Annotated in this window: 17 protein-coding genes; 9 read left to right on the forward strand and 8 right to left on the reverse strand. The window is 33.4% G+C overall.

The annotated features are described in order from the left end of the window. Positions 1 to 24 precede the first annotated feature (24 nt). From V7719_RS05105 to deoD, 9 genes are all read left to right on the forward strand, one after another. Positions 25 to 210 (forward strand): CcoQ/FixQ family Cbb3-type cytochrome c oxidase assembly chaperone, encoded by a 186-nt coding sequence (locus V7719_RS05105; protein ID WP_335728795.1) that lies wholly within the window; start codon positions 25 to 27, stop codon positions 208 to 210. After that, positions 207 to 1,157 carry a cbb3-type cytochrome c oxidase N-terminal domain-containing protein gene (locus V7719_RS05110; RefSeq protein ID WP_335728796.1) on the forward strand — a complete coding sequence of 317 codons (951 nt, stop codon included), beginning with the start codon at positions 207 to 209 and terminating at the stop codon, positions 1,155 to 1,157. The genes V7719_RS05105 and V7719_RS05110 overlap by 4 nt, the downstream gene beginning before the upstream one ends. 3 nt (positions 1,158 to 1,160) lie before the next feature. Next, positions 1,161 to 2,585: a cytochrome c oxidase accessory protein CcoG gene (gene ccoG, locus V7719_RS05115; protein ID WP_335728797.1), complete on the forward strand. Its 1,425-nt coding sequence runs from the start codon at positions 1,161 to 1,163 to the stop codon at positions 2,583 to 2,585. Between the two features lie 13 nt (positions 2,586 to 2,598). Beyond that, the gene (locus V7719_RS05120; protein ID WP_335728798.1) at positions 2,599 to 3,045 is read left to right on the forward strand and encodes a FixH family protein; all 447 of its coding nucleotides are present in this window, start codon (positions 2,599 to 2,601) and stop codon (positions 3,043 to 3,045) included. Between the two features lie 12 nt (positions 3,046 to 3,057). Further along, positions 3,058 to 3,759, forward strand: coding sequence for a sulfite exporter TauE/SafE family protein (locus V7719_RS05125; protein ID WP_335728799.1), 702 nt, complete (start codon positions 3,058 to 3,060; stop codon positions 3,757 to 3,759). A gap of 57 nt (positions 3,760 to 3,816) precedes the next feature. Further along, a complete protein-coding gene (locus V7719_RS05130) occupies positions 3,817 to 5,262 on the forward strand; it encodes a pyridoxal phosphate-dependent decarboxylase family protein (RefSeq protein WP_335728800.1) in 1,446 nt (481 codons plus the stop codon). 86 nt (positions 5,263 to 5,348) lie between these two features. Next, a complete protein-coding gene (locus V7719_RS05135; RefSeq protein WP_335728801.1) occupies positions 5,349 to 5,768 on the forward strand; it encodes a CBS domain-containing protein in 420 nt (139 codons plus the stop codon). A 130-nt stretch (positions 5,769 to 5,898) separates the two neighbouring features. Then, a complete protein-coding gene (locus tag V7719_RS05140) occupies positions 5,899 to 6,333 on the forward strand; it encodes an RrF2 family transcriptional regulator (protein WP_335728802.1) in 435 nt (144 codons plus the stop codon). 46 nt (positions 6,334 to 6,379) lie between these two features. Then, positions 6,380 to 7,081, forward strand: coding sequence for a purine-nucleoside phosphorylase (gene deoD, locus V7719_RS05145; protein WP_335728803.1), 702 nt, complete (start codon positions 6,380 to 6,382; stop codon positions 7,079 to 7,081). A gap of 41 nt (positions 7,082 to 7,122) precedes the next feature. Here deoD and V7719_RS05150 read toward each other — a convergent pair whose 3' ends face one another. The 8 genes from V7719_RS05150 to V7719_RS05185 form a co-directional block, all read right to left on the reverse strand. Next, on the reverse strand, positions 7,123 to 7,905 hold the full coding sequence (locus V7719_RS05150) for an ABC transporter permease (protein WP_335728804.1): 783 nt from the start codon (positions 7,903 to 7,905) through the stop codon (positions 7,123 to 7,125). Then, a complete protein-coding gene (locus V7719_RS05155) occupies positions 7,898 to 8,605 on the reverse strand; it encodes an ABC transporter ATP-binding protein (RefSeq protein WP_335728805.1) in 708 nt (235 codons plus the stop codon). Before V7719_RS05155 ends, V7719_RS05150 begins: the two co-directional genes overlap by 8 nt. Next, positions 8,599 to 9,834 carry a nitrous oxide reductase family maturation protein NosD gene (locus tag V7719_RS05160; RefSeq protein WP_442969053.1) on the reverse strand — a complete coding sequence of 412 codons (1,236 nt, stop codon included), beginning with the start codon at positions 9,832 to 9,834 and terminating at the stop codon, positions 8,599 to 8,601. Before V7719_RS05160 ends, V7719_RS05155 begins: the two co-directional genes overlap by 7 nt. A 4-nt stretch (positions 9,835 to 9,838) precedes the next feature. Next, a complete protein-coding gene (locus V7719_RS05165) occupies positions 9,839 to 10,276 on the reverse strand; it encodes a nitrous oxide reductase accessory protein NosL (RefSeq protein ID WP_335728806.1) in 438 nt (145 codons plus the stop codon). A gap of 30 nt (positions 10,277 to 10,306) precedes the next feature. After that, positions 10,307 to 10,906 (reverse strand): hypothetical protein, encoded by a 600-nt coding sequence (locus tag V7719_RS05170; protein WP_335728807.1) that lies wholly within the window; start codon positions 10,904 to 10,906, stop codon positions 10,307 to 10,309. A gap of 112 nt (positions 10,907 to 11,018) precedes the next feature. Next, on the reverse strand, positions 11,019 to 12,989 hold the full coding sequence (gene nosZ, locus V7719_RS05175; protein WP_335728808.1) for a Sec-dependent nitrous-oxide reductase: 1,971 nt from the start codon (positions 12,987 to 12,989) through the stop codon (positions 11,019 to 11,021). Between the two features lie 27 nt (positions 12,990 to 13,016). Then, entirely contained in the window at positions 13,017 to 13,595 is a 579-nt protein-coding gene (locus V7719_RS05180) for a fasciclin domain-containing protein (RefSeq protein ID WP_335728809.1), read from the reverse strand. A 6-nt stretch (positions 13,596 to 13,601) separates the two neighbouring features. Next, on the reverse strand, positions 13,602 to 14,105 hold the full coding sequence (locus V7719_RS05185; RefSeq protein WP_335728810.1) for a c-type cytochrome: 504 nt from the start codon (positions 14,103 to 14,105) through the stop codon (positions 13,602 to 13,604). Positions 14,106 to 14,260 lie beyond the last annotated feature (155 nt).

Consider the following 14,260-nt stretch of genomic DNA (forward strand, 5'->3'; position numbering starts at 1 on the left):
ACAACCACAAAAAATAAATAAATCATGCTAAAATTCGTAAAAAATCACATGGAAAGCATCTCAGGAATAGAAATTTATCCTTTGATTTCCTTACTTATATTTTTCAGTTTTTTTGTCATCTTATTTTGGTGGGTAATTACTGCAAAAAAAGACTATATCACTAGAATGAGTGATATTCCGTTAGATAACCAAAATCCATCAGAATTATGAGAAATATACCATCATGGATAAGAGTACCTGTTGTATTCTTTTTCATTTTCGCACTAACAGAATTCTTTATAGACTCTGGTGACGAACCAGCATTTATAGCTGAGCCATTAGTATCATTATTCTTAGTACTTGTCTTTTTAATTCTAGTTGCAATAGAAGCTATAGTTGGAGCCATAAACAATGTACTTTACCAAAGTTTGGACGAAGCAGCTAAGGTTAGATATGATGCTAAACTAAGTGAGCCCTCAAAAATTGTAAGTTGGTTAAATAAGACTTACATAAAACTTGCTGGAACAAAACCAATAGAAGAAGAACATGACCTTGTTTTAGACCACAATTATGACGGCATTAAAGAATTAGATAACGATTTACCACCTTGGTGGAAATATGGCTTTTATGCATCCATCATATTTGCATTTGTATACTTAGCAAAATATCACATTTTTAATGGAGAAGATCAGTACCAAGAGTTAGATGCTGAAATCGCTCAAGCAAAAATTGATATTGAAGAATATAAAAAGAATGCCAAAGATTTAGTCGATTTTAATACGGTTACTGTACTAACAGATGCCTCCGATTTAGCAAATGGCAAGAAAATTTTCGAACTCAATTGCGTCGCTTGTCACAAAGCTGATGGTGGCGGCGGAATTGGCCCAAACCTAACCGATAAGTATTGGGTACTTGGTGGCGGAATTCAGAATGTTTTTAAAACTGTTTCTGAAGGTGGCCGAGACGGTAAAGGTATGATTGCTTGGAAACAAAGTTTAAAACCTTCTGAAATTGCTCAAGTTTCGAGTTATGTATTACAATTTGAAGGTACAATACCTGCAGAACCTAAAGCTCCTGATGGTGATATTTGGGTAAACGAAGAAGCTCCTGTTGAAGTAGCACCAACTGAAGCTATTGAAGTAAAAACAGATTCTATCATTTCGGTAGAAGAACAATAAACCATGGAAACACCCAGTAACGAAAGTTTTAGAGACACTATCGGAACTCTAACCGATGATGGAAAACGTGCTTGGGTCTATCCAAAAAAACCTAGTGGTCGTTATTACGAAAAGCGTAAAATAGTTAGTTACGGTCTTATAGCATTTTTATTTGTTGCACCATTTATTAAAATTGGTGGTAATCAGTTTTTATTATTTAATGTCCTAGAACGTCGCTTTAATGTCTTTGGGTTACCATTTTGGCCCCAAGACTTTTACCTGTTTGTGATTTCAATGCTCATAGGCGTAATCTTTGTAACACTTTTTACTGTGGGCTTTGGACGAATTTTCTGCGGATGGATTTGCCCTCAAACCATTTTCATGGAAATGGTATTCCGAAGAATAGAATATTGGATTGATGGTGATAGAAATAAACAACGAAAATTAGACAGACAAAAATGGGATGCGGATAAAATCAGAAAACGCCTGCTAAAGTGGTTTATTTTTTTAGTGATTTCTTTTCTAATCGCTAATGTATTTTTAGCCTATTTAATTGGAAGTGACAAACTCCTAAGATATGTAATAGATGGCCCTTTTGAGCATTTAGGTACTCTATTTCCGCTCATCATTTTTACAGGAGTGTTCTATTTTGTTTTTGCTTGGTTTAGAGAGCAGGTATGTATTATTGCTTGTCCTTACGGAAGATTGCAAGGTGTGCTTTTAGACAATAAATCTATAGTTGTCGCTTATGATCACAAACGTGGTGAAGCCGACAATGGACGAAAAAAATTCAGAAAAAATGAAGACAGAGAAGCACTTGGTCATGGCGATTGTATCGATTGTTTGCAATGTGTACATGTATGCCCAACAGGAATAGATATTAGAAATGGTACACAATTAGAATGTGTAAACTGTACGGCTTGTATTGACGAATGCGACCATATTATGGACAGCATCAATTTACCAAAAGGCCTAATTCGGTATGCAAGTGAAGATAATATTGAAAAGAAAAAGAAATTTGAATTTACACCTAGACTTAAAGGCTATACAGCTGTATTGTTTATTTTAACTGGTGTATTATCTGGAATGCTTTTACTAAGAAATGATGTCGAAGCCAGAATATTAAAGTTACCAGGTCAATTGTATGAGGTAAAACAAGGAGATATCATTAGCAATGTGTATACCTATAAATTGATAAATAAAACAACTAAAACTAAAAGCAATGTAAGTTTTAAATTGCGAAAGTATAAAGGAGAAATCAAACTTGTATCTGGATCTGACACTTTTGAAATTCCTTCGCAAGGATCAGTTGAAGGCACCTTGTTTATTGAAATTAATAAAAGTGAAATTTCAGGTGATAGAATCAAATTAATGATAGAGGTTTATAGCGATGATGAAATAATTGAAACTGCTAACATCAACTTCTTAGGACCTAGAACTTATAATTAAAAAACAGAACGTTATGAAATTTAATTGGGGAACCGGAATCGTATTAGCTTTTATAGGCTTTATAAGCTTTATCATGTATTTCGTCATTAGTATGAATATTTCTGAAAAATATAGTACATCATTAGTAACCGAAGATTATTACGAAGCAGAGCTAGAATATCAAAACGATATTGATAAAGAAAAAAATGCTAAGAATTTAGAAACTAATATCACTTGGAAACGAACAGAAAAAGGTTTAGAAATCATATTTCCTAAATCTATGGATACTAATCAAATCACTGGAAAAGTGTTCCTATATAGACCGTCTAATGAACAAGTGGACTTTGAAACTACAATTTCATTGTCAAATCACAATTTGCTCATACCTGACAGACGTTTGTTAGACGGTCGTTGGAACATTAAAGTAGATTGGGAATATAAAGGACAATCCTATTTATACAAAAAAGATATCACCTATTAAAACACAAAAAAAATGCTTTGGTCTGCACTCATATTTGGTCTATTAGGAAGCTTCCACTGCGTTGGGATGTGTGGTCCTATTGCCTTTATGCTACCTGTAGACAGAAGTAATTCTACTAGAAAAGTATTTCAAATTTTCTCCTATCACTTCGGAAGACTACTTGCCTATAGCCTTATTGGCCTAGTCTTTGGATTGGTAGGTAAGAGTTTGTATATCTTCGGAATTCAACAACAATTATCAATTGCAATAGGTGTTCTAATGATTATCATTGTGCTCATTCCTGTGCAAACATTCAACAAATACAATTTCTCTAAACCCATATATAAGCTGATTTCCAAAGTGAAATCGGCACTTGGAAAAGCACTGAAAAAGAAAACAGCAGACACCTTTTTAACCATTGGATTCCTTAATGGGTTTTTACCTTGCGGATTAGTTTACATGGCCGTTATTGCTTCAATAGCGACACAAAATGCTGTGCAAAGTAGTTTGTATATGTTATTGTTTGGTTTGGGTACAATTCCACTAATGACTACAGCAATTTACATTGGTAAATTTTTAAATGCCACCGTAAAACAACGTATTCAAAAAGCGATTCCGGTATTTATAATCATTATTGGTTTATTGTTTATTGTACGTGGTATGGGGTTAGGAATTCCATATTTATCCCCTACTCCTATTGTAGAAATGGCTTCTAGTATGATAGATTGTCATTAAAATACTAAACCTTATATTACTCTAAAGATTACTCTTAAGATTTTTAAAACTCAAATTATGTCTTTACCCATAGCCAACAAAAACAAATTACAACTTTCAAAAGAAGAGATGAAAGTCTATGGTTATCAAGTTATAGATGCCATTGTAGAACATTTTGATACAGAGCACTTAAAAAAACCTGTGGCTTACGCTTCTAGAGATGAAATGGATACACTTTTTAATATTGAAATCCCGGAAAAAGATACCGATTTTCAAGAAGTATTCGATTTTGTGATAAAAAAAGTGTTGCCAAATAGTAATATTGTATCCCATCCAAAATCGTATTCTTTTGTTCCAGGGCCTAGCAATTATGTAAGTGTTATGGCCGATACATTGGCAACTGGATTCAATATTTTTTCTGGAGGATGGGCAGCATCTCCAGCTGCTGCCGAGCTTGAAATAGTTACCATGAACTGGCTACTTAAGCTATTTAAGTTTCCAACTAAAAAAGGGGGAGGAATTTTCACTAGTGGTGGCTCTATGGCTAATCTAACAGCTCTTGTTACAGCCAGACGGCAACGTTGTGGTGATGATTATTCAAAAGCCATTATTTATATGTCTGACCAAACACACTCTTCAAATATAAAAGCGATAAGAGTACTCGGTTTCAAAAAAGAGCAGGTGAGAATAATACCAACAGACCTTGCCTTTAAAATGGCAATTAACAAGTTGAAAAATGCTATCGCTAAAGATAGGTTAGAAGGACTTCATCCTTTTTGTATTATTGCTTCTGCCGGAACAACAAATACGGGAAGTGTTGATCCTTTAGACGAAATTTCAAAGATATGTAAATCCGAGAACTTATGGTTTCATGTTGATGGAGCTTATGGAGGAGCCGCTATTTTATCCAAAAAAGGAAAGCAATTATTAAAAGGAATAGAAAAAGCAGATTCTTTAACTATAGATCCTCACAAATGGTTGTATCAACCTTATGAAATGGGATGTTTATTGGTACGCGACCATAAATGGTTAAGCAAAACATTTAGTGAAAAGCCTGAGTATCTTAGAGATATTGAGGGCAATCGATCAGAAATCAACTTTTACGACCATGGTATTCAATTGACACGTCGTTTTAGGGCTTTGAAGTTTTATATGTCTATGAAGACATTTGGATTAGACGCTTTTAAAAATGCAGTGACATACTCTATAGACTTAGCTGATACTGTTGAGGACTATTTACGAAAAAGCAAGAACTGGGAAGTTATATCACCAGCAACATTAGCAGTGATAAACTTTAGATACAATCCAATAGGGAAAGCTTTTTCAGAAAAAAAATTAGATGAACTAAATCAGCAAATTTCAAAAAAAATTGTGGATTCTAGAGAAGCACTATTAGTGACTACTATTTTACAAAACCAAGTAGTCCTTAGAATGTGTTTAATAAACCCCAGAACAACGCTTAAAGATGTTAAAGAAACGCTAGAATTATGTGAAACTTTTGCTGAAACATTCCTCCAAAATTAAACCTGTATTTAAGTTTAAGCTGACATTTGTCATACTTTTCCACATAATCAAATGGTAACTTTAGTATAGAATTTAAACCTAAGATCATGAAAAAAAGAATGCCAATTTCAGCAATAATGACAACAAATGTCATCACACTAAACCTTAACGATAATTTAGAATTAGCCGAGTCGTTATTCAAAAAAAATAACATTCGTCATATTCCAGTAGTAAATGGTGAGGAAATTATAGGTATGCTAAGTTATACAGATTTACTTAGAATTAGTTTTGCAGATGCTATTGACGAGCATGAACAAGATGTAGATACTGTAGTTTATAATATGTTTACAATTGAACAGGTTATGGCAAAAAACCTAATTAGCGTAAACTCAAACTCAACAATAAAAGAAGTTGCAGAGATACTTTCAAAAAAAGAGTTTCATGCATTACCGGTAGTAGATAGCAATAAGTTGGTTGGTATTGTAACTACTACAGATTTAATAAATTTTTTGATTGAACAGTTTTAGTGTGTCATCATTAAAACGGAAAATCCTGAAAGATTTTTTTTAAAATTAATCTTTCGGGATTTGTTTTAAACTTGGATAAGATTATACAGATAAAAAAAATATTTGTTATTTGTAATAAATTACTAATTATATGTTTTCAAAAGCTTGTGAATATGCTATAAGAGCATCAATTTTTATTGCTAAAAATTCGTTGGAAGGTCAACTTGTTAGTCCTAAAAAAATTTCTGAAGAAATAAATTCTCCACCAGCGTTTACAGCAAAGATATTGCAAGCCCTAGTAAAAAATAATGTCATTAAGTCTGTGAAAGGCGCCCATGGTGGTTTTAAAATTGAGAAAGAAGATGTCTCAAAGGTTAAATTGATACAAATCGTTCAAGCTATTGATGGAGATAAGACTTTTAAAGGATGTGCATTAGGATTAGAAAAATGTGATGAACAACAACCTTGTCCGTTACATACTAAATTTAAAGATATAAGAATTGATTTAAGAGATATGTTAGAGCATACCAACTTAAAAGAACTTGCATTAGATTTGAAAAGTGGATCCGCATTTTTAAAAATTTAGACAGATATAAAGCAGCACTTAAATAAGAACAAATACTTAAATTACAATGAGCATACATATAGAAGCACAGCAGGGAGACATCGCAGAAACCGTATTACTACCTGGTGACCCAATGAGAGCCAAATGGATTGCAGAAACGTTTTTTGACAACCCTAAATTATACAATGATGTTAGGGGAATGCTGGGCTATACTGGAACTTACAAAGGCAAACATGTATCTGTTCAAGGTACGGGAATGGGTATTCCTTCTTGTTTAATTTATTGTCATGAACTCATAAATGATTATGGCGTTAAAAATCTAATTCGTGTTGGCTCGGCTGGATCTTATAAAAAAGATGTAAAAATCAGAGACATCGTAATTGCTATGGCAGCCTCATCAACTTCGGGTATTAATAACTCCCGCTTCCCAAATGCAGATTATGCACCTACCGCCAATTTTGAACTTTTTATAAAAGCTACAGCATACGCCAAAGCACATCATATCGAGATTAAAGCCGGTAACGTTTTATCTTCTGATGAATTTTATGAAGATGATTTTGATGACTATAAAAAATGGGCCGATTTTGGTGTATTATGCGTAGAAATGGAAACCGCTGGTTTGTATACCGTTGCTGCAAAATACAATGTAAGAGCGCTTTCTGTTTTAACCATTTCAGATTCTTTAGTAACTAAAGAACATACAACTTCAGAAGAAAGAGAATCTACTTTCAATACTATGATAGAAATAGCGTTGTCTACTCTAGATTGATTGTTAAAATATGAATATACAAAAGAAGGTAAATGTTATATTTAAAAGTCTTTTCTTTTCGATTTAAACATAATACGCAACACGGGTAAAATGACCCAAATCGTTAGCATGACAAAAGAAACGATAAGCCCAAAACTGGTTCCAAAGAATTGCTTAAAAACAGCTCCTGTATAACCTAATAGCGCTGAGATATCAAGCTTTAAAAGGATAAGTGTTCTTGACAAATCAATAGGATTTAGCATGGTACCAACCAACGACAATTTATCTAATGGATAATCATCAAAAAATATCAAAGTCATTAAGAATAAACCATCATAAATAATTGCCAGGAACAACCACAATAATATGGCATAACCAAAGCCCTTGATTTTATTCTCATTTGATAAAGCAATATTAAACGCTAAGGCCGTAAAAATTAAGGTTAGAAAAGTTCCTGTTACTAATAGTAGTGAAAAATCCCAAATGGCATTACTTTCAAATAATCCATATAATATAAATGGAATTCCTAATCCGAGAATTAAACTCATTGAGAGCGACAATGCCACACCAAGATATTGTCCTAAAAATATGGATGATCGTTTTAAGGGTTGCGCTAAAAGTAGTTCGGTGAATTCTTTAGAATTGTAATAATACATAACACCGAAGATGGTTCCTATTAATGGCACTAGAACAATAATCACATTCATTAACGTTATGACTGCTTTAGAGAGATCATTATTTAAAAACAAGAGTACAGTACCAAGCAATAAATAAAATGCAAAATAGACGTAACTCCAACGACTACGCATTAAATCAAAAAAACTGTATTTTAATATTTTAAGCATGGTTATCGATTAATATAGACGCAATAGCATGTTCAAAATCTGGCTGATTGGTCTTGGTTTTTAATTCTGAAATTGAGCCTCTGAAGTAAATATTACCTTCTAACAAAAACACAATTTCATCTGACACTTCTTCTACAAAGCTCATAATATGTGACGTAATAAGTATCGTTTTTCCCTTAGCTTTTTCGGCTTGAATTAAATCTTTCAAACGTATTAAGGAAATAGGGTCTAATCCTGTAGTTGGTTCATCTAAAATAATTAACGGACTATCAAACATAAAGGTGAGTACGATATTTACTTTTTGTTTCGTTCCTCCTGATAGGTTGCCCAATTTTTTATTTAAAAAAGGTTCTAGCTTGAACAGTTCGATTAAGCGTTCATCCTCATTGGTAGGTTTGCGTAAATCTTTAATCATCTTGATTAACTCTTTTACTTTCAAATTACTAGGGAAATTGGCTATTTGTGGTAAATAATCAATTTTATGTCTGTAGTCTGAACTTTTCTTTACGTTTACTCCCATCACACTAATCTCTCCTTTGTTAGGAATAACCATACCCAATATAGATTTAATCAATGTCGTTTTACCAGAACCATTTGGACCAAGTACGGCAAAAATACCGCCTTCGTTAATGGTCAGATCTAAACCACTTAACACGTGATTCTTTCCGAATTTCTTATGTAAATTTTGAATACTTACCATGTTATTTTCTTTGTTAGTGGGTGATTATCCAATAGATCATCTGGTGTAAAAACCGGTGATACTTTTTCAGAAAAATCAATGAGATCAATAAACATACTACGTAATAAAATAATCGTTTCTGGAGTACGATTTACGATATAAGAAAATAGCTTTACAGGTCTGTAAGGCACATCACCAACACCATCTTTATCTAAATCATAACCTGTATAATTGCTCCAATAGTTTCTATCAAACACATTGTCATTAACCTTACTGTTATAGGCAATATCAAAAGAATTATATAAAAAATTGTTTTCGATAAATTGATTGGCATAGCAAGCACCACGTACCTTTATTGCCCAACCATTGTTTTTGAAATTGTTGTGTTTGTAGATAATTCGATTAGAGCCTTCAATATTAATTCCAATAGTGTTTTCTTCAAACGTATTTCCTATAATTTCAGCATCATTAATCTCTTTTAAAAGCATACCATAAGATGCTGTACCCCAATTTTCTTTAAACGTATTATTGAGCATTTTAATTTTTTTGGAGAACATAACAGCGACTCCAGCTCCATTATTTTCGAAGGTATTGTCTTGATAAGTATCATCATTTGAAAACATAAAGTGCAAACCATATCTTATATTTAAAGCACTCACGTTATTCTTGATTACACAGTCATCAGAGAATTCTAAATAAATCCCGTCTCGAACATGTTCTACATAATTATGTTCAATTTCGATATGGTTACTATACCACAATTGTATCCCATTTCCGGAGTTATACTCTTCTAGAGCATCACCAATAATTTTATTGTGAAAGACTTTTCCGTAACTTGATTTTTCGATATATATGCCGAAAAATAACTTTTCAAGTACTAAATTTTTAATTACAAAATTTTTACTTCTCCTTACCCGAATGGCGGCATAGTCTTCAGTATAACTCGTACCAACATTTATAATAAATAAACCATCAACGGTCACATGGTCTGAAATGATAGTGATAATCTCGCCTTTTAATTCGCCATCAATTATAGGATAGTCTTTGCCAATTATAGTTAGTGGTTTATCAACTACGATATTATGCTCTTTGTAGTTTCCTTTTTTTACAATAATGGTGTCGAAATCTTTTGCTTGACTAATGGCATCTTTTAATGTTGAAATAGGACACGTATTACAAACGTCAATTTGTAGTGCATTAGCAAAACTCGTCATTAAAATGACCATCAAAAAAATGAATATGTTTTTCATGATACTAGTCTTTAAAATGTGCTAGTAGTTCACTCCAATTATACAGTGTTCCTCCTTTATCTACTTGTGTTTTTTGAGCATCAGAATGGTTTTCAAAAGCCGATAAAAATGCGCCCATTGGGCTAGGGATATTTTCAGTTATTAAAAATGTGGCTTTTGTCGCATCGGTCAGTGCTTCGGGTGCAGAGTAGTTATTTGATAAATAAAGAGCAATCTCAGAAGTATCAAACTCATCCATAAAGTTGATCATACACTCGGTAGCATCAAACTTATAGATCTTTCCTTTTTGGGTTACAATTTCTGCAGCATGAACTTTATCTACAATGGTCATTTTACAGAAATGACAACCATCGCTACCATAATCTATGGGTTTAGGTGAGACATTACAGCTAAATAAAAGGAATAGCAGTGCAATGATTAAATAGTGTTTTAGTGTTTGCATGATTTTAGTGTTTTAGTGTTTTGATCTTGTCTACATAGTCAACGATTTTTTATGGTTTTTTTTTCCAATTAGGTAAGCTATAAATCCTGTGGCAATACCTAGAGCTAAAAATAGAGCACCCAGCTGTGGGTAAGAACGTGCTTTAAAATTCAGAATATCCCGACTTCCAAAAAGCGGTGGCTGAAATCCCATTTGTGAACCATCTGGATTCGTAAATTTCATAATCGCCTTAGGATCCAGGTTATGACCATAATCATGTTCCCATAAATAAAAGTCATACATACCTGCTGCGCTCATAGCAATCATTAAAATAAACCATCCTAAAAACCATTTGTAATTCCCTTTAAATGCTATAAGAAGACCTATTATACTTGTGATTATGATTCCTATCGGAAATATCTTAAATTCTGGAATCGCATCTGGAATATACTTCATCCCTACATAATGATTCATCAGGTTTATATTTTTAATATCGTGTGGATTGACATCAGAAAAATCATTAATATGAATGTTCATTGCTAATGGAATTGGATATTGAGGAGCTTCAAGAGTAATTCTCCATAAAGGAAAAAGAAATAAACCTAAAGGTAACAAGGAAGCAATAAGCATGATGATGTTTGACTTTTTCATCGTAAAATATTTAGTGGTTTTAATAGTGTTTTAAAAAGAAAGGCGAGAGCGAAAATCAACTCTCGCCTTTACATAGGAAAATAAACACTAAAACAAAATTTCCCTAATTTGTTTATTCAATATCCTCTCCAAGTGACCATTTTAGTGGCGTATCAGCATTTGCTGCAGAGACCCTAACATAACCTTGCATCTCTTGATGAAGTGCAGAACAGAAATCTGTACAATAGAATGGCCATACTCCAACTTGTTTTGGTTCCCAAATAGAAGTTTTAGTTTGCCCTGGCATAATTAATATCTCTGACGTATTTTGACCTATCATCGCAAAACCATGAGGTACATCAAAATCTTGCTCTAAGTTTGTGATATGAAAATATACTTTATCACCAACCCTAATACCTTCAATATTATCTGGGGAGAAGTGACTTCTAATAGTGGTCATGTAAACATGAACTTCATTACCTTGTCTCACCACCTTTGTATCATCATCAGATTTAGCGGCATATGGATGGTTGTTTTCCTCTAAATCGTAGATTTTCTGAGATCGCTCTTTAATAATATCAGCACGCATTGCAGCTGCATAGTGAGGTTCTCCGTGCGTTGGAAAATCTAAAAGCAATTCCATTTTATCTCCTGAAATATCATATAATTGAGCACTATGCTCTAACTCTGGACCTGTTGGTAAATACCGATCTTTCGTTATTTTGTTCATCGCAAACATGTACTTCCCTTGTGGTTTTCCAGAATTTCCTCCAGGAATGGTTAAGTGACCAACAGAATAAAAAGTAGGTTGTCTATCTAAAACTTCCCATGTGCCTAGTTTCCATTTGACAACTTCAGACGAAATAAAGAAGGTGGTATATCCATTCCCTTTACCATCAAATTCTGTATGTAGTGGTCCTAAACCTGCTTGTTCGACGACACCAGCTAATACATCTTCAAAGTTTAAGATTGGAATACCATAAGCGTCTCCAGCAAATTTCTTATTCTCTATTGCATTTAACATTTTAGTAAACGAATGCACTGTTAAGTTTGCTGATAACTTTCCGTTACCAACAATATACTCTCCAGAAGGATCCACATCGCAACCGTGAGGTGATTTTGGTGTTGGTAATAAATATACAGCTCCAGGAACCTCTGAAGGATTGACAACGCGTACCTCTTTTATCATCGTAGACGTCGCCGTATGTGTGCCCTCATCATATACGTTATGTGCATAATTGGCTGGCATCATTTTACCACCACCATTATTTACGTATTCTTCAATTTTTTTCCAGTTTATAGCTGCAATAAAATCTTTATCATTTTGTGAAGCGTTAACCTCTAGAAGTGTACTTGCTTCTTCAGTATTATAGGTAGAAAAGAAGAACCAACCATGAGAAGCACCACGACCTGGGTGTGCTAAATCGTAGTTAAAACCTGGCATTAGTACTTGAAATTTTATATCCATATTTCCAGTCTCTGGTGCGACACTAATAAAAGATAAGGCACCTTGAAAATTACCTTTATAATCTTTAATTGGCATATCACGCTGTGGAATTGGTACAGAAAAACGCGTACCTGCAACAACATACTCAGTATTTTCTGTTACAAATGACGAACTGTGATTACCAGCACTATTGGGTACTTCTATAATTTCAGTGGTTTCAAAAGTTTTTAGATCGATCTTCGCTATTCTTGGTGTATTATTTTCATTGATAAAAATAAAGCGACCGTCAATTTCTCCATTAGTTTGTGAAATGTCTGGATGGTGAGAATCTCCCCAAGGAATAAATCCATGAGAGGTATTCAACATCGGTTTTGTTTCTTCAGAATAACCATATCCAGAAGTAGGAAACTGTGAGAATACAGGAATCTCTTTAAACATTCTTCCTGACGGTAATCCATAAACAGTTAAGTTACCGCTATAACCTCCAGAAATAAAGGCGTAAAACTCATCATGCTCTCCCGGAGCAACGTACACTCTTTCAGCAACATTGCTCGCAAGCGCACCAGATTTACCGTCTGATGATTGTGAATTATTGCAACTTGTAAATGCAAATAACACAACGACAATTACAATTGTTGATTTTATTATGTTTTTCATTTTATTATAAATTTGATTAGTGTTTTATTATTCTTCAGTTGGTGGTAGCAATACTTTATCAATGACATGCACAATACCGTTTCCTGCTTTGACACTTCCAAGTATTTTTGCACCTCCAATCATAGGTTCTCCATCAATAACTTCAATTTTAACATATTGATTATTGGCTTGTCCAAGTTTTTTGAACTTCTTTAAAAAGTCTTTTGAATAGTTCCCTGGTGTTACGTGGTATTTTAAGATATTAGCCAAAGCGTCTTTATTCTCAGGTTTCAATAAATTTTCAACTGTTCCCTCAGGTAAAGCGGCAAAGGCCTCGTTAGTTGGTGCAAATACCATTAAAGGACCAGCATTAACCAATACATTTTCAAGTTGTGCTGCTTGTACCGCTGCTACCAATGTTGAATGATCTTTAGAACCAATTGCGATATCTAAAACTGTTGGTGTACTTTCATCATCTTTAATAAAAGCTTGTCCAGTTTTTTCATTAGATGTGGCTTCTGTTTCTGTCTCTGTAGAGACAATTGATGTTTCTTTGTTTTTATTTTTACATGAGCAGACGAATGCGACTAATGCAAATATTAAAATAAGTCTTTTAGCTGTTTTCATAATAAATTATTTAAGTGTTCTGAAATATTCTAATACTGATCTAGCTTCCTTTTCTGTTAGGTTTTGATTTGCCATTGGAGACCCATTAAACTCCATCAATAATTCTTTTGCTAGTGGATTGTTCTTAACCATTCCCTCAGGATCTAGAATCATATTCATGATCCATTCTGGAGAACGTCGTTCTAAAATACCTGTTGGTGGAGGACCAATAAATTTTTTGTCTGGTCGATGGCAAGCCGTACACATTTTCTTAAAAACCTCTGCGCCTTCAGTTGCCATTTTTTGGTCTATCTCTGTATCAAAAATCAAAGATGTTATTGGACCAACACCTTTATTATTTAAGGTTATTCTTTTTGATGCAGGAGTTATTGTTTCTTTAGATTTTTCTATTTTAACTGGAGCTTCCTTTCTACCAAAAGAAATTGGCTCTTTCTTCTTTTCTTCCTTGCCTCCACAACTCATTAGTAGTGTTACAAATAATACAGTCATTAGTTTTAGTGTTGTCTTCATATGTATTTGATTTATTAAGCAAATTTAGTGACTAAGCTGAGTACTTAATATGATATTTATCATATTTCGGACAATTTTATCCTAATTAAAATTTAACATAATTCAGAACCTATTACTTAATAAATACTGTCTTTAAGTTTATCCTCTTTAATTAG

This window comes from Psychroserpens sp. (genome assembly GCF_036960315.1).
Classification (GTDB): Bacteria; Bacteroidota; Bacteroidia; order Flavobacteriales; family Flavobacteriaceae; genus Psychroserpens.

Excerpts from the sequence above, each read along its gene's own strand:
- V7719_RS05130 (WP_335728800.1), top strand. The coding sequence starts at position 3,817 with ATGTCTTTACCCATAGCCAACAAAAACAAATTACAACTTTCAAAAGAA.
- V7719_RS05105 (WP_335728795.1), top strand. The coding sequence starts at position 25 with ATGCTAAAATTCGTAAAAAATCACATGGAAAGCATCTCAGGAATAGAA.
- V7719_RS05120 (WP_335728798.1), top strand. The coding sequence starts at position 2,599 with ATGAAATTTAATTGGGGAACCGGAATCGTATTAGCTTTTATAGGCTTT.
- V7719_RS05135 (WP_335728801.1), top strand. The coding sequence starts at position 5,349 with ATGAAAAAAAGAATGCCAATTTCAGCAATAATGACAACAAATGTCATC.
- V7719_RS05165 (WP_335728806.1), bottom strand. The coding sequence starts at position 10,276 with ATGCAAACACTAAAACACTATTTAATCATTGCACTGCTATTCCTTTTA.
- nosZ (WP_335728808.1), bottom strand. The coding sequence starts at position 12,989 with ATGAAAAACATAATAAAATCAACAATTGTAATTGTCGTTGTGTTATTT.
- V7719_RS05110 (WP_335728796.1), top strand. The coding sequence starts at position 207 with ATGAGAAATATACCATCATGGATAAGAGTACCTGTTGTATTCTTTTTC.
- V7719_RS05125 (WP_335728799.1), top strand. The coding sequence starts at position 3,058 with ATGCTTTGGTCTGCACTCATATTTGGTCTATTAGGAAGCTTCCACTGC.
- V7719_RS05185 (WP_335728810.1), bottom strand. The coding sequence starts at position 14,105 with ATGAAGACAACACTAAAACTAATGACTGTATTATTTGTAACACTACTA.
- V7719_RS05160 (WP_442969053.1), bottom strand. The coding sequence starts at position 9,834 with ATGAAAAACATATTCATTTTTTTGATGGTCATTTTAATGACGAGTTTT.
- V7719_RS05155 (WP_335728805.1), bottom strand. The coding sequence starts at position 8,605 with ATGGTAAGTATTCAAAATTTACATAAGAAATTCGGAAAGAATCACGTG.
- V7719_RS05140 (WP_335728802.1), top strand. The coding sequence starts at position 5,899 with ATGTTTTCAAAAGCTTGTGAATATGCTATAAGAGCATCAATTTTTATT.
- V7719_RS05180 (WP_335728809.1), bottom strand. The coding sequence starts at position 13,595 with ATGAAAACAGCTAAAAGACTTATTTTAATATTTGCATTAGTCGCATTC.
- deoD (WP_335728803.1), top strand. The coding sequence starts at position 6,380 with ATGAGCATACATATAGAAGCACAGCAGGGAGACATCGCAGAAACCGTA.
- V7719_RS05150 (WP_335728804.1), bottom strand. The coding sequence starts at position 7,905 with ATGCTTAAAATATTAAAATACAGTTTTTTTGATTTAATGCGTAGTCGT.
- V7719_RS05170 (WP_335728807.1), bottom strand. The coding sequence starts at position 10,906 with ATGAAAAAGTCAAACATCATCATGCTTATTGCTTCCTTGTTACCTTTA.
- ccoG (WP_335728797.1), top strand. The coding sequence starts at position 1,161 with ATGGAAACACCCAGTAACGAAAGTTTTAGAGACACTATCGGAACTCTA.